Raw genomic sequence first — 20,095 nt, forward strand, 5'->3', positions numbered from 1 at the left:
GCCATGTTAGCCGTAATTCGAATTTTGTTTATTGCCTTGGTAATGCTGACGGCATTTCCGTTTGTGATTTTGTACTGTTTAACGCGGCCTCGCCATCCCGACTTAGTGCATCAAATTGGTGTACTTATCGCAAAATGTGGTCGCTTTGTGGGTATTGAAGTAGAGCTTAGATATTTAAGCGATGATATTCCCGATAAAGCAGTGTGGATCGCCAACCATCAAAACAGCTACGACATGTTCACTCTGCCTTTTGCCTTGCGCAAAGGGGTAGTATCGATTGGTAAGAAGAGTTTGGCTAAAATTCCATTTTTTGGCCAAATTTACTGGATCACCGGTAACATTCTTATTGACCGTGACCGCCGTAGCAAAGCCGCTGATACGATTAAACAAGCCGCCGAAGCTATCGATAAACGCCATCTTTCGGTATGGATGTTCCCTGAGGGGACACGTAGCTACGGTCGCGGTTTACAAGCCTTTAAAACCGGCGCTTTTCATCTTGCCATGCAAGCTAAGGTACCAATGTTACCGATTTGCTGCTCGTCTACTCATGGCCAAGTAAAGCTGAACCGTTGGAATAACGGTAAAGTGATTGTAGAAGTGGGTAAGCCGATAGATGTGAGCCAATGGAAAGACAATTTACGTGCCGAAATTAGCCAGTTGCACGATACTATGGAACAACGCATCTATGAGCTGACCATGGAAGCGCGTGGCGAAGCCGCCGATTACCAAGAAGTTCATAAAAAACAAGTCGATTTAAATCAAGCCGCGGTGGGAGAGCAAGCATGAGCATGCAGCAAATTATCAGTGATTGGCAAGAAGAAACCGATCTGATTATCCAAGAGTTGTTGGCCGATGGCAGCGATCCTGACGCCGAATATACCATTGAGCATCACATCGCTAGTAAAGACTTTAAAGTGCTTGAAAAAGCTGCTGTAGACGTTTTTAAAGCAGGTTTTGAAGTAAGTGATGCCGAAGAAGCTGAATTAGAAGATGGCGGAAAAGTATGGTGTTTCGACGTGATTGTTGAAGCCTCTCTTGAAGCCGATGGGATTAAAGAAGATATAGAAACCTTAGCCAAAATCGCTGACAAACATAAAGTGATTTACGATGGTTGGGGTACCTACTTCGAATCTGGTGAAGAAGACGAGCAATAAGCTTTAACTATTCATTATTAAAAGGCGCATTTAGCGCCTTTTTTTTGACTACACTATTAACAACATAAGCTTAAAGGACTAGCTGTGACTTGGTTGCGCATTTTTCTGTGTTTGCTGCTTAGCTACCCAGCTTGGGCACAACAAACCCTCACTACCGCAAATGCGCATTGGCCGCCATGGCGAACCATTGAATCCGACGGTAGCTTGACTGGGATAGAAATAGAGCTGCTTAAGGTTTTAAGTGCGCGTCTGGATTTACAATTAAATACCAAAGGGTGTGGCTGGAAGCGTTGCTTAAAGCACATGCTGATGGGCGAAAGCGACGTAATGACCGGACTTTATAGAAATGCTGAGCGCGAACAGTATATGACGTTTGTGGAGCCTGCTTATCGAAGCTTTCAAAGTAATTGTTTTTACTTGAAGCGTGACAGCCAATTTGATCTAAATAGCTATCAAGACTTGTACTCCTTGACTATCGCGGTACAAAGCAAGGTGGCTTATTTCAAGCGTTTCGACCAAGACCAAGGGCTGAGCAAACATGAGGTTATTGATGACCTGTCGGCGTTTCGTTTACTCAAAGGTCAGCGAGTTGATGCCGTGGTGATGTCTTGCGTGGAAGGGGATTATTTCTTAAAAGAGCAGGGCATTGCTTCATGGTTTAAACATGCTGATTATCGCCAGCAAACACAGCGCCCTGTTTATTTGGCTATCTCAAAGCTGTCACCCTTAGTTGAGCGTCAGCAAGAAATCTCAAACTTACTGCAAGCGATGTTAGATAGTGGAGAGATAGACGCCTTGATAGCAGGAAAACAGCTAGCTGGCAGCAACTAGCTGGATGGTACACCAATCATACTAAGTAACTGTTCATTCTATTTGGTTACAATACTCGATAACTGCGTTAGAATTTTTGACTGTAGAATAACTACTTGTCGAAAAATCCGCCCTTATTCTCGAGTATTTTTCCTGCGTTGTTTCTGGTCACTTACTTAGGGTGATTGCTATTACAACTTACACTAAGCCATGTATTAGGCCAAACATTCCACCAAAAACACCGCCCCAAACGACCAGCCAGCCTAGGTGCTTGCGAATCATCTCTTGGATGATTTGTTTAACCAATTGCGGAGTGAGCTCAGCAAGCCGCTGCTCGATGATTAAGGTGATTTTTTGTTGCACATCACCTAGGTGTTCAGGTTGCTCTAATTCTTCTCTGAGTGCTTCGCTAAACTGCTCATCTTGGCTAATTTCAATAACAGCATCTTTGAGTTTTTCTACAAAAGGCTGCTCAAGTGGAGTGAGTGCCTCTTTGCCACCAACCATCGCTAGCATTCCGCCAAAAGATGAGTTTTCGATAGTATCTACCAAGGCATGATAAGCGGGGCTAAAGTCAGTTTTATCAATCACTGGGCGCAGATTTAATTGCACCGCTTTTCCACTCGCATCAGAAAGAAAACGGTCGATGTTTTCTGCAGTAAAAAACTGGGTCAACATTAACTGTTTAATGCCTGCTTTAAAGTCATCAAAGCGCGCAGGAATAACTCCAGAGCCATATAAACCGGGCACTTTTTCAAACAACATATGCACCGCTATCCAGTTGGTAAATGCGCCGGATAGAGCAAACAAACCAATCGAGAAGATTAAGTCATTGGCAGTAAAATAGCCTACAGCTACCAGTAGCAAAGTGGCTAAGTTAGTGAGTAAACTCTTGTTCATTGTTTATCCTTTCACAAATAAAAAAGTCCTCCACTGGAGGACTTTGTCATAAGTTACAAACTAAAGGGCGGCGATGGTCCCTTGCTGGGCCACTAACTTAGCCTTAGCACTTTCCATTTCGTCTAGTTTGGCACGTTCTTTAGCAATAACTTGCTCAGGTGCATTGGCGACAAACTTTTGATTTGATAGCTTGCCAGACACTTTTGCTAGCTCTTTTTCTAGTTTCTCAAGTTGCTTGCCAATACGTGCTAGCTCTGCATCTTTATCGATTAAGCCAGCCATAGGGATAAGTATCTCCATGTCGCCTAAAATTGCAGTTGCTGAGGCCGGAGCCGCTTCGCCTTCTGCCAATGCGGTGGTGCTTTCTAGTTTAGCTAGAGAAGCCAAGAACGGTGCATTATCGTTTAAGCGGCGCAAGTCTTCGCTTGAGGCGTTTTTCAATAGAACGTTAAGCGGTTTGTTAGGGCTAATGTCCATCTCACCGCGAATATTTCGAATCGCCAAAATAAATTGTTTAAGCCACTCTAAATCGGCTACCGCTGCTTCATCAATACGCGAGGCATCAAACTCTGGAATGCTTTGCAGCATAATGCTATCACTGGCCTGTGCTTTACCGGCCAATGGCGCAACTTGACGCCAAATAGTTTCGGTAATGTAAGGCGTGATTGGGTGCATTAAACGCAGTAAGCTTTCTAAAATGTTTAGCAAAGTAAAGCGAGTACCACGTTGCTGCACTTCGTTGCCTTTAAACAGCACTGGCTTAGTTAGTTCTAAGTACCAACCACAGAACTGGTTCCAGGTGAACTCGTAAATTAGCTGGGCAGCAATGTCGAAGCGGTAAGTATCTAATGCTTCACGGTAAGCTTTGATGGTTTGCTGATATTGGCCTTCGATCCAGCGGTCTGCTAGAGAAAATTCCATTTCTCCGCCCTGCTCTTGTGAAGAGAGGCCGCAGTCTTGCTCTTCGGTATTCATTAATACGTAGCGGCTGGCATTCCATAACTTGTTACAGAAGTTCCGGTAACCTTCAAGGCGGTTCATGTCCCAGTTAATATCACGACCGGTGGTCGCCATAGCGGCTAGGGTGAAACGTAAGGCGTCGGTACCGTGGGCTTCAATGCCGTTTTCGAAAGTTTTACGGGTATCTTTTTCAATCTTTTTAGCAAGTTGTGGCTGCATCATGTTGCCACAGCGCTTAGTCACTAGGCTTTCTAAATCGATACCGTCGATCATGTCTAGAGGGTCAAGTACGTTGCCTTTAGACTTCGACATCTTGTCGCCATTTTCATCACGAATAAGCCCCGTTACGTATACCGTTTTAAAAGGTACTTGAGGCTTGTTGTTTTCGTCTTTGATGAAGTACATTGTCATCATGATCATTCTGGCTACCCAGAAGAAGATGATGTCAAACCCGGTTACCAATACGTCACTAGGGTGGAAGGTAGCAAGGTTTGGCGTTTTCTCTGGCCAACCTTGAGTAGCAAATGTCCATAAACCTGAAGAGAACCAGGTATCTAGTACGTCGTCATCTTGGCGTAGATTTACTTCATCACCTAAGCTGTGTTTGCTACGCACTTCTGCTTCGTTACGACCAACATACACTTTGCCGCTTTCATCGTACCAAGCGGGAATGCGGTGGCCCCACCAAAGTTGGCGTGAAATACACCAATCTTGAATGTCTCGCATCCAAGAGAAGTACATATTCTCGTATTGTTGTGGCACAAATTTGATGTCGCCATTTTCTACTGCTTCGGTAGCGGTTTTAGCTAGCGGCGCGGCACGTACATACCATTGGTCGGTCAGCATTGGCTCAATTACTACGCCGCCTCGGTCACCGTAAGGTACAGTGTTGTTGTGGTCGGCTACTTCTTGTAACAGGCCTAACTCGTCAAACTTGGCCACAATGGCTTTACGTGCAGCAAAGCGCTCTAAACCTTGGAACTCTGCCGGAATATCCGTTGAATAAACTTCAGATGGCTCACCATTGCTAGTGAATACTTCGGCTGCGTCGCGAATGTCTGCATTCAAGGTAAGAATGTTGATCATTGGAAGTTTGTGGCGCTTGCCAACTTCACAGTCATTAAAGTCGTGAGCGGGAGTGATTTTTACACAACCAGTACCTTTTTCCATATCGGCGTGTTCGTCACCTACGATAGGAATACGGCGACCGACTAATGGTAGCTCGATGAACTTGCCAATAAGGGCGTTGTAGCGAGGATCTTCTGGGTTAACCGCAACACCCGTATCACCTAACATGGTTTCTGGACGAGTAGTGGCAACCACCAAATAATCTTTACCTTCACTGGTGGTTTCACCATCGGCTAGCGGGTAGCGCAGGTGCCACATGTGGCCTTTCTTTTCTTTGTTTTCAACTTCAAGATCAGAAATAGCAGTGTGCAGTTTTGGATCCCAGTTAACTAGGCGTTTACCGCGGTAAATAAGATCGTCTTCGTAAAGGCGTACAAAGGCTTCTTCTACGGCTTTAGACATGCCGTCGTCCATGGTGAAGCGCTCTCGCTCCCAATCGACCGAGGCACCTAAACGGCGTAGTTGCTTAGTAATTGTGCCGCCAGATTCTGCCTTCCAATCCCAAATTTTGTCGATGAAAGCCTCACGACCATAGTCGTGTTTGGTTTTGTCTTCTTCCGCGGCAATTTTACGCTCTACCACCATTTGGGTTGCAATGCCGGCGTGGTCAGTACCCACTTGCCACAAGGTGTTTTTACCTTGCATGCGTTGGTAGCGGATCAAGGTATCCATAATGGTGTCTTGAAACGCATGTCCCATATGCAAGCTGCCAGTGACGTTTGGCGGTGGGATCATAATGCTGTAGGCGTCTTTAGTGGTATCGCCATGCGGCTTAAAGTGGCCTTGTTGTTCCCATTCTTGATATAGCGCTTGTTCAATTGCGCTTGGGTTGTAGGTCTTTTCCATTGGATGTACTGACTCTATATAATTTCTGGGTTTGTGTACGCTGCGGTGTCTAATTGTAGACCCTGTTGGCGATACACTCGATAACGTTCTCTAGCCGCAGCCTTGCCGGTTTCATCTGCTGGCACAAAATCGATAATATGTTGAAAATTTCTAGCAAAATCTGGTGCCGTTTCAGTGAGGTTCACTAAACACTGGCGACGTTGCCTAGGTGCCTGCCACGATATTTCGACAGGCGCCCCTCCTTGGGGGCCTTCACCACTGAGGTTGTGCGGCACAAATTGCTCGGCTTCAAATTGCCAAAGCACTTCGTCAATCCGCTCTGCATGCTGCTTGGAAGAGGTATACACCTGTATGCGCTCCCCGTTTCGATAGTATTGTGCAAGCACATCGCACACTATTTTATCGAACGCTTCGCTGTCAGTGATGACAGAATCGGGCATGATATAAAATTTCGCTTTCATACGCTAGAGACTACTTGTTTGAAATATGCACGGCAATGCTTAGTTTTAGGCCTTTGAGCAAGAAATTTTGCTCTGAAAAGAAAAGAGGGAGCAAATGCTCCCTTCTAGTGAATAAGCGTATTGGCTTATTCTTCTATTTCTTGATCAGTTTTGCTAATTAAGAATTGAGTAAGCAATGGTACTGGGCGACCAGTTGCGCCTTTTTCGCCGCCGCTCTTCCAAGCTGTACCGGCAATATCTAGGTGAGCCCAGTTGTACTTTTTAGTAAAGCGCGACAAGAAACAAGCTGCAGTGATAGAGCCTGCGGTTTTACCACCAATATTGGCCATGTCGGCAAAGTTACTGTTTAGCTGCTCTTGATACTCTTCGCCTAAAGGTAGTCGCCAGGTTTTGTCACCACTTTGCTCAGCACAATTAAGTAAGTCGTGTGCAAGTGGGTTGTGCGGCGTCATTAAACCAGTAGTGTGATGGCCTAGCGCAATGACACAGGCACCGGTTAGGGTGGCTACATCAATCACTAGCTCTGGCTCGTAACGTTCTACATAGGTGAGCACATCACACAATACCATGCGGCCTTCAGCGTCGGTATTTAGCACTTCTACAGTAATGCCCGACATAGTGGTGATAACATCACCTGGGCGATAGGCGTTGCCGCCAGGCATGTTTTCACAACCGGCAAGAATGCCGGTAACTTTAAGCGGTAACTGTAATTCGGCCAGCGCTTTCATGGTGCCATAAACACCTGCAGCACCGCCCATGTCGTATTTCATTTCATCCATGCCTGCGCCTGGTTTTAGTGAAATACCGCCTGAGTCAAAAGTAAGCCCTTTACCCACCAATACAATTGGTTTTTGGTCTTCGCAGCCTGGTGCGCAGTACTCAATCACACTCATGATTGATTCGTTATCTGAACCACGACCTACAGCCAAGTATGAGTCCATTTTAAGTGCCGCCATTTGCGCTTCACCTAAGGTGGTTACTTTTACGTTGTCGTAGTTGCTTTGTAACTCTTTAGCTTGTTCGGCTAAATAAGCAGGGTTACAAATGTTGGGGGGTAAGTTGGCTAGGTCTTTAGCGTGTTTAACCCCTTGAGCTACTGCTAAACCGTGTTGAACGGCGCTTTCACCAATGGTGAGCTCACGGCGGGTAGGCACATTAAATACAATTTTGCGCAGTGGGCGACGGGTTTCTTCGCGATTGCTTTTCAGCATATCAAAGCTGTAGAGCGTTTCTTGAGTGGTTTCTACTGCTTGGCGAACTTTCCAGTAGGTGTTGCGAGACTTAACATGCAACTCTGGTAAGAAACATACTGCTTCCATAGAACCCGTTTCGTTTAGGGTATTAATGGTTTTGGTAATAATTTGACGGTACTGACGCTCGTTTAGTTCGCGCTCTTTACCACAGCCAACTAATAATACCCGCTCGCTTAATACGTTAGGTACATGATGCAACAACAGTACTTGGCCGGCTTTGCCTTCTAAATCGCCGCGACGTAATAAAGCGCTAATATAGCCGTCGCTAATTTTGTCGAGTTGTTCGGCAACGGGCGATAAACGACGTGGTTCGTACACACCTACAACTATACACGCACTACGTTGCTTTTCCGGGCTACCGCTTTTTACGCTAAACTCCATGAATACTCCTACAATCTCCAAAACTGGGTTAAGATAGCTAACCTGCTAGAACGGGTGGCCGATTCTATCTACTGTTTAAATAAATATGAGCTATACAGGCACATATTGCTATGTGAAACTGTAAAAAATAGAAAGTTTATCTGAATTTTTTGCTATTACCAGCAAAGTTCTATGTTTGAAGTGAATGACTGAGTGCTAATATTCCGTTACTTATTTAGAGAAACAGCAAAAACCCAACTGGCGGTGTTGGCTGTTTTGTTATTGATTTTTACCTCGCAAAAGTTTGTTCGAGTCTTATCTCAAGCTGCCGAAGGCAACGTTGCGGGTGAAATTATCGCCAAGGTCATGTTATTGAACATGCCTGCCTTTTTGATTCTTATCCTACCAATAAGTATGTTTATCGGCGTTTTGGTGGCTCATGGCCGTTTATACGCAGACAGTGAAATGGTGGTGCTACAAGCCTGTGGTTATAGTACCGCCCAGTTGCTGCGCGATACTATGGTGCTGGGTTTGCTGTCTACTGCGGCCGCAGGTTTTAACACCTTGTATTTAAGCCCATATACCAACGAGTTAGAGCAACAGCTATTTGACCAAATGGATGCTGAAGCTGGCATATCGGTGTTGGTTCAAGGGCGCTTTGAGTCTTTGGGCGGCGGGGTGGTGACCTTTGTGGAGCAAATTGAAAACAAAGGCCAACATCTTGAAAAAGTATTTGTAGCGCATACGCCTGCCGAGGGCAGCGATACTCGCCCTTCAGTGGTTATGGCGGAAGAAGGAGGCATTGAGCGGCGAACCGATGGCTCTCAATGGATGGTGCTAAGCAATGGTAAACGTTATGAGCAAGCACCGGAGGAACTGGATTACAGCATCCTACACTTCGAACGTTATCGAGTGTATTTACGCGAACAAGAAGGTAATCAATCGCAGCGCCGCTTGTGGTCTTTACCCACAAAACAGTTAATTGGCTCTGAGGACTTAACCCAAATTGCCGAGTTGCAATGGCGTATTTCTCTGCCGCTTACTATTCCTATTTTAACCTTAATGGTAGTGCCCTTAGCGGCAGTGAACCCACGCCAAGGCCGTTATGCCAAATTGCTGCCTGCTATTTTGTTGTACCTAAGTTATTACCTAATGCTGAGCGCTGCAAGAAGTGCGCTAGAAGAAGGTAAAATACCGCCAGAAGTCGGTTTGTGGTCGGTACATGCCTTGATGTTGTTTATTTCGCTCAGCTATTTGTTTATACGCAGTGAGTATTATTTGAAAGTTCGCGGAAAAGTTAAAGGAAAGGCCTGTGTTTCGGATTCTTGATTGGTATATAGGCCGCACCATCATCATGTCTAGCTTGCTAGTTCTTGTGACTTTGCAAAGCTTGAGCATGATCGTGAAATTTGTTGAGCAGCTGGGTAGCGTGGGGCAAGGCGATTACCAAATTGCCGATGCCCTTTGGTATGTATTACTTAGCGTGCCTCGCGAGCTTGAAATCTTCTTCCCCATGGCGGCGCTGCTTGGCTCATTGATTGGCTTAGGCTCTTTAGCTAGCACTAGTGAATTAGTGGTCATGCAAAGCTCGGGTTTATCACGGTTTAATATTGCGGTAGCAGTTCTAAAAACTGCAGTACCAATGATGATTGTGATGATGTTGCTGGGTGAGTACGTCGCTCCTCGCGCAGACATGGCCGCTAAAGAGTTGCGCTCCAGTAAAATGTCGGGCGGAGCCATGGTTGCAGTGCAGCGTGGTGTGTGGGCTAAAGATGGTGAAAGCTTTGTAAATATTGGCGAAGTACAAGAGAGTAAAGAGCTATTTAACATCACCATTTATCGCTTTAATGATGATGCAGAGTTGTACCAGCAGGTTGAAGGTGACCAGGCGGTTTATGATACCAACCGGTGGTTGATTAAAGACGCCAAAGTTATCGACTTTAGTGATGATGGGGTAATTGAGACTCGCTATGAGAACTACCCTTGGAGCAGCACCTTAACTCCCGATAAACTGAGTGTAGTAACCGTTAAACCTCACGATCTGTCTATCTCTGGCATGTACTCTTACATTGGCTACTTAAAGCAAAACCGCCAAGATCCAGCACGGTACGAGCTAGCATTGGCGCGTAAGTTAATGATGCCGGTACTTACCGGTATTATGATGCTATTGGCTTTGTCGTTTGTATTTGGCCCACTGCGTAGCTCGAGTATGGGAGCAAAAATCATGTTGGGTGTGGTGGCTGGTTTTAGCTATTACATCTTAGATCAGGTGCTTGGTTCAATGAGCCTAGTTTACGGGGTACATCCTTACATCAGTGCTTCAATACCTAGTGTACTCGTACTAGGTATTGCCTTCTTTTTGATTAATCGTAGAACCTAGCGTTACTTTTTAGGCAAGGTCACCACTTGGCATCTGCCCCAAATATCTTGGAAAGCAGTATTGTCTTTGGTGACTATTACCATCAAATTTCCTACCCCAAGTGCCGAAGTGAATAAACGAATAAGTGCTTGGGTGTAAGAAATGTTCGAGCCGTCTTTATTTTGCACCCGTAAACGCCAAGCTCGCATTCCAATGGTTTGGCCATGGTTATGCCAAAACCAAATATAAAACATGATTATGCTGCCCCAAATTAAGCCCTGAAACCAAATTTGACCAACTAGGTAAGTAGAGTGTTCAACCCCTTCAGGAAGCTTAATAAGTCCTATGCTGGTACCTATGGCTACTGCAGCTAAACCAAGCATGGTGGCTACCATGCCAATAGCAATGGCCATTAAAGCATCGTAAATATAAGCCCCTAAACGACGAAAGAAACCTGCGGTTGGCAGTGAAGTGGTAGCGCTAGCGTTAGCCATGGTTTTGTTGCCCCTAAGAAATTTCTTGTATGGTAGCAAATCTGCGCTGGCTGAGAATTAGTCTGAGCAGCAAAATCATCGACTTTCTTTAACTAACAGGCTGCTAGCACAATTCTTAAACACTTAGTGGGCTTTAAAACAAAAAGCGCTTGCCAATCTAAAAACGCAGCTTATAATGCCAATCACTTGCCAAGGCGGGTAAAAAAATGCCAGAGTGATGAAATTGGTAGACATAGGGGATTCAAAATCCCCCGCTAGTGATAGCGTGCCGGTTCAAGTCCGGCCTCTGGTACCATATTTAGAAAAAGCCGTCCTAGTGACGGCTTTTTTGCGTTTTAAAATCAACGTTTACCTCCGTTATTAGTCCCGAGACGTTTTTGTCGTCTTGTTAAATCCAGATCTTTATGTAACCCCTGATAAATTCCAAGGAACCCCATGTCAATGGAGACTTGAACGAATGGCCAGAACAGCTGTACCCCCTAACTAACACTCAAGCTAAGCAAGCCAAAGCCAAGAAGTAAGAGTATTCCTTGGCGGACGGAGGTGGTTTGCCATTGCGAATACGACCCAATGGCAGTAAATGGTGGTTTTTTGATTATGTTGCACCAGTCAGTGGCAAACGCTTTATAATTAGTTTTGGTCAGTATCCCGAAGTTTCACTTGCAGATGCCCGCCGGAAAGTAGCGGAAGCAAGAGCATTGGCGGCGGCAGGGGGAGATCCTAAAGTTCATAGTCAACATATGAGAAAAGAGGCAGAACAGGAATATAACCACACTCTAAAGGTGGTTGCTAAACACTGGTTTGAACGTTGGAAGCAGCAAAAATGCATTGGAGAGCTTACGGCTAACAAAGCGTGGCGCTTATTAGAGTTACATGTATTCACAATACTCATAATCCTTCTATAGATATACACTAGCTCCCCGAATTGATTCTCAACGTTATGAGTTCAATTACGCGTCATCAACCTATCCAGTTTCTGCAATTGAATTTCACTTTTCCTCAATTAATCACTATTTGACGCACAGCTAACATCAATCTACTTTTTGTTTTTTTCAATTGAGTGTCATTTGAAAAAAAAGGGAAAGTCTAAAATGATTGGCTCAGCCTCTTACAGAGCTCTATTGTTTGAGTTGGGCAAACTGCACTAGGTAAATAATTAAATATAATCAGTATGTTGATTACTGTTGTTAAAGTTAGAATCGTGAAAAGTGTACTAATTAACAGACGGTAAACGGGTATTTGAAGTATTAGAGGAGCTCGAGAAAAGGCTAGTAAAGCAGCAATACTTAGTTGGGGATATGCTTAGCGAAACCGATATTCGCACTTTTGTAACGCTAATACGCTTTGATGTTGCTTATTACGGTTTGTTTAAAACCAATCGCAAACAAGTTGCCGATTACCCCAAGTTAACAGCGTATATGCAGCGAATATTAGCCATTCCTGGTGTGGCTGAGGCGGTGAGTATCGACCATATTATTCGATTAAGGCTTTAAATCCTTCTGGTGTGCGGCCAATAGGGCCTGCGCATATTGATCGCATGATGGCGGCATTAGCCTAGTGTTATTGCTTAAACTGAGCAGGATTTATACACACCTATTTTGTAAGCGCTTCCTTTTATGTTGTGGCTAAAATACAGGGGTAATATAAAAATATACTCATAACTGTTGTATAAAGACCCTTTATTTAAATGGCTTTTCGGGTGGTTTTTCTTTCTTTTGGGTTTTCTTATTTTGTGATTTAGGTAGATTGAAAAAGAAAGCGCTTTCATTGTAACCTGTGCTCAGTTTAGATAAACAAGGTTGAGTGAGTAAATGAAAGCAACACACTATAGAACACTTGAGCGCACAGGAGAGCGTTGGGCAGAACAGGCGCCAGTGCAATTTAAGCCTCATTATAAAGTGCAGCAATCGATGATTGCGGTTAACTCGAAAGAAAAATTTCAAAGCCATATCGGTTTTGGTGGCGCATTTACTGAGGCGGCTGCCAGCACTTTCTATGAGATGCCAGAGGCCTTACAAGAGGAATTTATTAAGGCTTACTTTGATAAAGAACATGGCTTGGGTTACGTATTAGGGCGCGTGGCTATTCATTCCTGCGACTTTGCCTTAGGCAACTATACCTATATCGAAGAAGGGGATAGTGAGCTTAATAGCTTTGATCTTTCTCACGAAGAGCAATGGGTTATTCCCATGATTAAGAGGGCGGCTGAACAGGCTGGTGAGCCGATCACTATGTTGGCATCGCCTTGGAGTCCGCCGGCATTTATGAAATCTAACGGTGAAATGAATTACGGAGGAAAACTGTTGGCCGAATATCAGCAGTCTTGGGCGAATTATTACACCAAATTCATCGAGCAAATGGAGCTGCGTGGCGTACCTATTTGGGGCATTAGTATTCAAAATGAGCCAGAAGCCGACCAAATCTGGGACTCATGTTTTTATACCGCAGAGGAAGAGCGCGATTTTATAAAAGATTACCTAGGCCCAACTATGCATGCTGCAGGCTACCAAGATAAAGCGATTGTCATTTGGGATCATAATCGTGATGTTATGGTTCAGCGAACAGCCATTGTATTAAGTGACCCAGAGGCCGCTAAATATGTATGGGGCGTGGGCAATCATTGGTATGTGAGTGAAGATTTCGAAAACCTTTCTATGGTGCATCACCTTTACCCAGATACTCATATTATCTTTACCGAAGGTTGTGTGGAGCTAACCGATACCTCAGTAGATAAGAATGACAAAAGTGGCTACTTAGGCGCTTGGGGTAATGGTGAGCGTTATGGCAGAAACATAATTGGAGATTTTAATAATTATTCTGAAGGTTGGATTGACTGGAATTTGTTGTTAAATGAACAGGGTGGTCCAAATCACGTAGAGAACTTCTGCGAGGCTCCCATTATGTATAATCGCCAGGCTAAGTCACTGATTTATAATAACTCATACTACTACATTGGCCATTTATCTCGCTATGTTGAGATTGGCGCTAGGCGAATTAAAACTCAAGTGATCGGCGAAAATTTGCATGCGGTGAGTTTTGAAAATGGCAATGGAGATCGAGTCGTCGTAGTGCAAAATGAAGGGCATGTGGCCAAGCTTACTTTGGTGGTGGATGGCTTAGGTGCGGAGCTGTCTTTAGCGAATAACTCGATCAGCACTTTTGTGTTAAAAGCATAGTCACTTGTTGGGTTAGTGAGCTTTATCGCTGAGATGCATCCGGATACTAATTGGCACTTGATTGACTAAAACGCTCGATGTAATTCGGGCGTTTTGTACTTAAGCAAGTAATTGATTTTTCAATATTCTATTTATCCTCTACGCCAGTGCGTTCTGATAGTTGTCAGTCAACAACGAGTAGGAATATACCGATACACCTGCAATTTACTCACTGTTACTAAAGCAATATTTACTTATTTTAGTAAGCGCTTTCTATTTTTCCTCGCCTAGATTGTTAGTTTCTTCTTTCTTGTTTGTTCTATTTTAGGAAGGCGGTATTTTGTTCAAGTTGTTGTTAAATGTGAGTTTGTTCGCATATATGCAGAGAGGTTAGGCTAGTGTTGATTGTATGGTTTTAAGCCGATATCAACAATGCTATAAAGAAAGCGCTTTCAAAATTAACAAGACAAGGATGACAAAATGAATGTTAAGTTTTGTTGTAAGGTGGCGGCGCTTCCTGTGCCGTTATTGTTGCTTGCCTGTGGATCTACAGAGCAAGCTAAGCAATCGGCAGAGGCTTTACCACAGCCAATAGGCAGCCCGGCAGCCTATTGGCAATTGGTATGGAATGATGAGTTTGATGCCGATGAGATTGACCAGCGTAAATGGAATGTAGAAGAACATTGCTGGGGTGGTGGAGGCGCTAGCCAGCAATGTTATACCAAACGAAAAGCCAATATACAGGTGTCTGACGGTAGCTTAAAACTGCTGGCAAAAAAGGGCAGTTTTACTGGGCCTAGCTTACCCAGTGGTGATAAACGAATTACAAGAACACAAGCTTATACCTCGGCAAAATTGAGCACTAAAGGTAAGGTCGATTGGCGTTATGGTCGAGTTGAAGTGCGCGCAAAACTTCCACAAGGACAAGGTACTTGGCCTGCCATCTGGATGTTACCCTCTGAAGAAAAGTACGGACAATGGCCCGCATCTGGCGAGATTGATATTGTAGAGGCAGTAAACTTAAAAACGCCTAGCGATGCTAAGGGAGTTGATAGCTCTGCTTTAGAGGACCGTTTGTATGGCAGTTTGCATTATGGACGAGCGGTGCCTGAAAATTTACGTTCTGGAAAAGACTATCAGTTGCCTAATGGCATTAACCCGGCTGATGGTTTTCACACATACACAGTGGAGTGGGAAGAAGGAGAGATCCGCTGGTTTATTGATAATGTGCACTATGCAACTCAGCGACAGGATGAGTGGTATAGCCAATACCTCAACAATGGTCACTTGGTTACCGCCGAAGGAGCTGCTCCTTTTGACCAAGCATTTTACTTAGGCTTGAATCTCGATATTGGCGGCTCTTGGGCTGAAAACGCTAATGCCACAGGTGTAGATGGTGATATTTTTCCGCAGGCATTAGAAGTGGACTATGTGCGGGTATATCAGTGCACTGTGGAGCGAAGTAGTGGCAAAGGTTGCAATAGCGTACCGCAAGAAGCAAACCTAGTTGAAGGCTTTAGGCCTCCGATTACAGTAGCTGTGGATACGCAATTTGCAGAAGGGCCTCGATTTAGCTTATTTGATGATGAACTGGACTACAGCTTAATGTTGAACAGTTATGACCCAAGAAATGCGATGCGCTATCGACTAACTGCCGATCCTTACCGCGGGCAGGTGATTGAGATTAGTAAAGCAGGCAAAGCCGGTAATGTGCATTTGACCGCACCTGAAACCAACATGAACCATTGGCAGGAGGGTGGACAACTCATCTTTGATTTAAAGCTACTTAGTCATGCTAAAGGCGCTAAATTGTTGGTGAAAATGGATAGCGGCTGGCCTAATGCTAGCGATTATGAAGTAGAGTTACCAGCGCTAGATACGTGGACTGAAGTGAGGATAAACGTGGCAGATCTAGCCGCTCGTGGAAACAGCTTAGTGTCTGGCAAGTCGGTAGATTTGACCAAAGTGGTTAATCTGTTTGTTATCGAGCCAACAGCCAGTATGGATCTGCAAATTGACAAACTACGCTTTGAGTACCCTGAAGCAAGTTTGCCCTTTAACTTTGGCCAACGTGGCTTGGCTTACTACTTCTCAGATTTCGGCGGCAATAATAGTCAACTAATCCAAGATCCTAGCAAGCAGCGTAGCCGTGTGGCGCTTACTCGTAAATCAGCCAATGCAGCAGGTTGGGCAGGAACCAGCTTGGGAGAGGGAGCCGGTTTTAGCCAGGCTATCCAATTAGATGAGCTTAAGCCAACCATGAGCCTGTGGGTGTACTCTCCTGCTGCAGCAACCCCAGTAAGGTTAAAGATAACCGACAGTAAGCAGCCAGATAGTTTTGCCGAAGTTGAAGTGCTTACTCAAAGCCAAGGGCAGTGGGAGCAGCTAATATTTGACTTTAGCCAAGCCACGCCAAGTTGGCAGAGTGATACTCGCTACAACAAAGTGACTTTATTTTTTAACTACGGTGTACGCGGAGCAGAAGCTGGAGAACAAGTTTTCTACTGGGATCAACTCAAGGTAGGCAGCTAACATTGCTTGAATGCTATTAAGTAAAAAGGGGGGAGAAGCCTAAGCTTCTCCCCCCTTTTTTGTGCCAGTTTACATGGCTATTTTTTCTCAAATCGAATGTTATCTAATTTGAAGGTCATTTTGTCGCTTGGTTCAAATACCAATAGATTGCTGATTGCAGCAATATCAGCTTTCTTACCTGCTGCATGGCTATTTCCGCCAGCGAGAATATCTTTAATATTTAAGCGAACTTCTTTCCATTCACCCTCTGCTGGTAATGGTACTTCAACATCACTGGTGTGGGGCCAACCGCTATCGAGTTTCACCAGTAGTTTGGCGTTGCTGGCTTGCTCTTCAACTTTAATATCAAAGATGAGTTGGCCGCTTTCTAGCCAGTGGCTTAAATCGGTAAGAGGTGCTCTAAAGTAAATATTGCCGGCTCCACTGCTCTTACTCACTTTAATCACTTTACCGCGACTCGCTTCGTCAACTTCCGAATACTTAACTGTGTCTACCGGGTTGTAGCTTTCAAAGGCTAGAGACTTGTTTAGACTATCGCTGTAAATGTCTAATAGTGGGCCATCTGCATAGGCATCATCTACTGCCAAAATAGCTGGTGGTTTTACGCCAGCAACTAACACTGCATCGTCAGATCTTGCAGCACAACCTTTGCCTTTCCAGCGGTCCACGGTACAGCGATATACTTTTACTGAATCAATCGAGAAGGTTTGAGGGAAGATTGATTCATCAATGCCGCCTTCATTGGCCTTAGCTGCCCAGTTACCGCCTACGGCGAGGTTAAGCAGTAAGTGGAATTTTTGGTTAAACGGCGCTTCTGATTCTGCATTAACCAGCATGCCATCTTTCTCATATTGGCTATACCAGCCCTCGTGAGTTTGTGTTGCGTAGTGGTAGTTATCAACGTACCAGCGAATTTCACCTTCTTCCCACTCAATAGCATAGGTATGGTAATCATCTGCTGGGTTAGCACCATTCGGCAATTTTACACCTTGGCCTACGTGGGCGTTATCGGGCCACTTTTTACCAAAGTGTAGGGTGCCGTGAATGCGTGATTCAGGCTCGCCAATAGCGCCCGTTTCATCAGATTTAGCTTTTAGGTTTACTGCTTCCATGATGTCAATTTCACCCGATGCAGCCCAGCCGCCATATACCCAGTCGGACGGTAACATCCAAATAGCTGGCCAAGTCCCTTGACCCGATGGCAACTTAGCACGGATCTCAAAGCGACCGTATTTCCATTCTTTCTTGTTTAGGGTGCGTAAACGGGCAGAAGTGAATGGAAGGGTTTTGTTTAAGCCTTTTTTACCGTCGGGATTGTCTGGACCAGTGAAGTTTCCTTTCTTGGCAACAATGTTAAGTTTGCCATCTTCAACAAAGGCATTTACCTTGCGGTTGGTATAACACTGCTGCTCGTTATTACCACCACCCCAACAGTTTTCTTCAAAGCCCCATTTGCGGGTATCAATTTCGTCACCGTCAAATTCGTCACTCCAAATTAGTTTCCATTTGTCGCTTGGAGTGACTGGCTCGCCAGTAATTTGTTTGGCTGGTTTAGTTTGAACCAAGCCACTACTTCCGTCTGAAGAAGACGAAGTGGAACCACAAGCTGTAAGTGTGGTGGCTAGCGCTAGTGCTGAGAGTTTTCCAACAGAACTCGGCTTAATCATCATTATTCTTCCTTGCTAAGCTAAAATCATTTTGTAAGCGCTTTCTTTATAGCATTTGTGTGTATTGCTTTAAATATCGTCGTTTGGGATCTGCTTAATTGTCATTCATATTTGCGTATCGCTTCACAAAACCTAGTGTTTAAAGGGGTTTTGGGCGAGTTTGGCATAGTGTTGGTTTTGCTTGCTTAGTTGGCTGCGCTGCGTGTGCTGTTCTTTTTTACCCACTTTATTTAGCAAGCGCTTTCTTTTTGTTGGGTGTTCTGTAAGTGCAAAACCTTCTTTCGGTCGACTTATTCAGTAAACGTGTAGCTACACGAAGTGAGTGAACATGTACGGTGGTAGCATTTGGCTTTGTTGAGTGTGTGATAATGTGTTCAAAATATGCGCAAGTTTATTTTGTTAGCGTTTACTTTGTTGGCTATATCGCCGTTTCCGCTCATATTACTAGCAAGCTGCGGCGATATTTAGTAAAAAGTAACATGCATTGCGCTATGCGCATGAGTAAAGCAGGTATTGAACAGTAGGGTTAATGAGTTGATAACAATAAAGGAAGTGTCTGAGCTGGCCAAAGTGTCTCAGGCTACTGTATCAAGAGCGATTAACGGTCACTCTTCAGTAAAGGAAAAAAATCGCGTTAAAGTGTTTAATGCGATAGAACAACTCGGCTATAAACCTAATACTTTCGCCCAGGCTTTAGCGTCTAATCGCTCAAACAGTATTGGCATGCTGGTGGGTAGTTTAGATGGTCCATACTTTGGCCCCTTAATGCACAACACTGAAAACATTATTCGTGAAGAACGTCTGCACCTTATTGTTACCAGTGGCCAGGAATCTAAAACTAAAGAAGTTGATTCGATTGAGTTTTTGGCCTCGAAAAAGGTTGATGGGTTGATCATCCACTCAGACAAGTTGTCAGACAACGAACTAATTAAGATTGCCGAAGATACGCCTGCGTCGATTATCTTAAACCGCAATATTCCTGAGCTAGCAGGGCGTTGTATCTGGATTGATAATGAGTTGGGTGGCTATTTAGCGACTAAGCACTTAATCGATAGCGGCCATACCAAGGTTGCTTGCATCACTGGGCAAATGAGTAAAGTGGAAAGCCGCGATCGCTTGCAGGGCTATCGCAACGCCCTCGCCGAGGCGGGCATTGCCTATGATGCAAATTTAGTGATTGAAGGCCGCTTTGATCACGAAGGTAATCACGAAACTGTGCAGCGTTTAATGTCTCGCAATAAAGGCTTTACCGCTATCTTTTGTCAAAACGACAATATTGCATTAGCTGTTTATAATGTATGTAGTGATGCCAAGTTAACCATTGGTGAAGACATTTCAATTGTTGGCTTTGATAACGATACTTACAGCCAGCACATCCGTCCTCGTTTAACTACGGTTAGTTTTCCTATCGAACAGCTTAGTTACGAAGCTGCTCAAGGCGTGCTTGCCTTAATCAATGACAGAGCCCACGAAGTCACTGAGAAGTTAGCGCCAGAGTTAATCATTCGTAACTCAGTTAAGCAGTTGAATAGCGATAAAGCAGGGTAATCACTTAGCCAATAGCCTAAGTGATTAAACAGGATTTTAGCTGCCCCAAAGCTGGGCTTTTAGGTGGCTAAGTTGTTGCTGAATATCGCCAGAAACGGTGATTTTAGGTGAGTTGTTATCGTTAGTATCTTGGTTTTCTACAATCAGCACTTTGGCGTCTTGGCTTAGTGTATGAGTGTGGTAAACCCCTTGCTTAATGTTGTAAAGCTTTCCGGCTTGCATGTCGGTTGCAACAATCTCTCCGAGCTTTCCTTGAGTGGTTTCGGCGCAAAATAGAATGCACTTTCCTTCAAGTAAAACAAACACTTCATCGGTTGCTAAGTGACACTGAAAGTTGTCGATGAGCTCAGTTTCGAGCTCATCAATGTAGTTTAATATGGCGACTCGCCAGGTCTGAAAATCCACGACGGGAGCATATCCCGCCGCGTTGTAATCAGACACCTCTACTAGGTGGCTGTTCACTGCTTT

Annotated in this window: 16 protein-coding genes, 1 tRNA gene and 1 pseudogene; 11 read left to right on the forward strand and 7 right to left on the reverse strand. The window is 44.5% G+C overall.

The genetic code is table 11. From position 1 onward, the window contains the following. Positions 1-3: 3 nt before the first annotated feature. The 3 genes from OAG1_RS03800 (at position 4) to OAG1_RS03810 (ending at position 1,985) form a co-directional block, all read left to right on the forward strand. Positions 4-786 carry a 1-acylglycerol-3-phosphate O-acyltransferase gene (locus tag OAG1_RS03800; RefSeq protein ID WP_152784281.1) on the forward strand — a complete coding sequence of 261 codons (783 nt, stop codon included), beginning with the start codon at positions 4-6 and terminating at the stop codon, positions 784-786. Further along, positions 783-1,154, forward strand: a complete 372-nt coding sequence (rraB, locus tag OAG1_RS03805; RefSeq protein WP_152784283.1) for a ribonuclease E inhibitor RraB — start codon at positions 783-785, stop codon at positions 1,152-1,154. Before OAG1_RS03800 ends, rraB begins: the two co-directional genes overlap by 4 nt. 84 nt (positions 1,155-1,238) lie before the next feature. After that, positions 1,239-1,985 carry a transporter substrate-binding domain-containing protein gene (locus tag OAG1_RS03810; protein WP_338624098.1) on the forward strand — a complete coding sequence of 249 codons (747 nt, stop codon included), beginning with the start codon at positions 1,239-1,241 and terminating at the stop codon, positions 1,983-1,985. 177 nt (positions 1,986-2,162) lie between these two features. Here OAG1_RS03810 and OAG1_RS03815 read toward each other — a convergent pair whose 3' ends face one another. From OAG1_RS03815 to pepA, 4 genes are all read right to left on the reverse strand, one after another. Continuing rightward, positions 2,163-2,864: a DUF445 domain-containing protein gene (locus OAG1_RS03815; RefSeq protein ID WP_338624100.1), complete on the reverse strand. Its 702-nt coding sequence runs from the start codon at positions 2,862-2,864 to the stop codon at positions 2,163-2,165. Positions 2,865-2,924: 60 nt separating this feature from the next. Then, positions 2,925-5,798: a valine--tRNA ligase gene (locus OAG1_RS03820; protein WP_338624102.1), complete on the reverse strand. Its 2,874-nt coding sequence runs from the start codon at positions 5,796-5,798 to the stop codon at positions 2,925-2,927. Between the two features lie 14 nt (positions 5,799-5,812). Further along, positions 5,813-6,259: a DNA polymerase III subunit chi gene (locus OAG1_RS03825; RefSeq protein ID WP_040307119.1), complete on the reverse strand. Its 447-nt coding sequence runs from the start codon at positions 6,257-6,259 to the stop codon at positions 5,813-5,815. A gap of 125 nt (positions 6,260-6,384) precedes the next feature. After that, complete coding sequence (pepA, locus tag OAG1_RS03830) at positions 6,385-7,893, reverse strand: leucyl aminopeptidase (protein ID WP_016401647.1); 1,509 nt, start codon at positions 7,891-7,893, stop codon at positions 6,385-6,387. A 192-nt stretch (positions 7,894-8,085) separates the two neighbouring features. On the opposite strand from pepA, the gene lptF reads away from it, so the two are divergent. Both lptF and lptG read left to right on the forward strand, forming a co-directional pair. Continuing rightward, a complete protein-coding gene (gene lptF / locus OAG1_RS03835; protein WP_152784291.1) occupies positions 8,086-9,201 on the forward strand; it encodes an LPS export ABC transporter permease LptF in 1,116 nt (371 codons plus the stop codon). Further along, positions 9,185-10,252: an LPS export ABC transporter permease LptG gene (gene lptG / locus OAG1_RS03840; protein ID WP_338624107.1), complete on the forward strand. Its 1,068-nt coding sequence runs from the start codon at positions 9,185-9,187 to the stop codon at positions 10,250-10,252. Before lptF ends, lptG begins: the two co-directional genes overlap by 17 nt. Before the next feature lie 2 nt (positions 10,253-10,254). Here lptG and OAG1_RS03845 read toward each other — a convergent pair whose 3' ends face one another. After that, on the reverse strand, positions 10,255-10,725 hold the full coding sequence (locus OAG1_RS03845; RefSeq protein ID WP_338624110.1) for an RDD family protein: 471 nt from the start codon (positions 10,723-10,725) through the stop codon (positions 10,255-10,257). Positions 10,726-10,933: 208 nt separating this feature from the next. Between OAG1_RS03845 and OAG1_RS03850 the strand changes: the two genes are divergently transcribed. The 5 genes and pseudogenes from OAG1_RS03850 (at position 10,934) to OAG1_RS03870 (ending at position 16,412) form a co-directional block, all read left to right on the forward strand. Next, positions 10,934-11,020 (forward strand) — tRNA-Leu (locus OAG1_RS03850). 235 nt (positions 11,021-11,255) lie between these two features. Beyond that, positions 11,256-11,630 (forward strand): integrase arm-type DNA-binding domain-containing protein, encoded by a 375-nt coding sequence (locus OAG1_RS03855; protein ID WP_338624112.1) that lies wholly within the window; start codon positions 11,256-11,258, stop codon positions 11,628-11,630. Positions 11,631-12,014: 384 nt separating this feature from the next. Then, positions 12,015-12,218: pseudogene (locus OAG1_RS03860) on the forward strand (glutathione S-transferase C-terminal domain-containing protein); the annotation flags it as partial. A 318-nt stretch (positions 12,219-12,536) separates the two neighbouring features. Beyond that, positions 12,537-13,901 (forward strand): glycoside hydrolase family 30 beta sandwich domain-containing protein, encoded by a 1,365-nt coding sequence (locus tag OAG1_RS03865; protein WP_338624114.1) that lies wholly within the window; start codon positions 12,537-12,539, stop codon positions 13,899-13,901. Between the two features lie 459 nt (positions 13,902-14,360). Further along, a complete protein-coding gene (locus tag OAG1_RS03870) occupies positions 14,361-16,412 on the forward strand; it encodes a glycoside hydrolase family 16 protein (protein WP_338624117.1) in 2,052 nt (683 codons plus the stop codon). A gap of 77 nt (positions 16,413-16,489) precedes the next feature. On the opposite strand, the gene OAG1_RS03875 is transcribed toward OAG1_RS03870, so the two are convergent. Next, the gene (locus OAG1_RS03875; protein ID WP_338624119.1) at positions 16,490-18,082 is read right to left on the reverse strand and encodes a glycoside hydrolase family 16 protein; all 1,593 of its coding nucleotides are present in this window, start codon (positions 18,080-18,082) and stop codon (positions 16,490-16,492) included. Between the two features lie 531 nt (positions 18,083-18,613). Between OAG1_RS03875 and OAG1_RS03880 the strand changes: the two genes are divergently transcribed. After that, positions 18,614-19,627, forward strand: coding sequence for a LacI family DNA-binding transcriptional regulator (locus OAG1_RS03880; RefSeq protein WP_152784213.1), 1,014 nt, complete (start codon positions 18,614-18,616; stop codon positions 19,625-19,627). A gap of 36 nt (positions 19,628-19,663) precedes the next feature. Here OAG1_RS03880 and OAG1_RS03885 read toward each other — a convergent pair whose 3' ends face one another. Further along, positions 19,664-20,089, reverse strand: coding sequence for a WxcM-like protein (locus OAG1_RS03885; protein WP_040307117.1), 426 nt, complete (start codon positions 20,087-20,089; stop codon positions 19,664-19,666). Positions 20,090-20,095: the final 6 nt, after the last annotated feature.

The sequence above is a fragment of the Agarivorans sp. OAG1 genome, assembly GCF_037076485.1.
In the GTDB taxonomy this organism is placed as follows: domain Bacteria; phylum Pseudomonadota; class Gammaproteobacteria; order Enterobacterales; family Celerinatantimonadaceae; genus Agarivorans; species Agarivorans albus.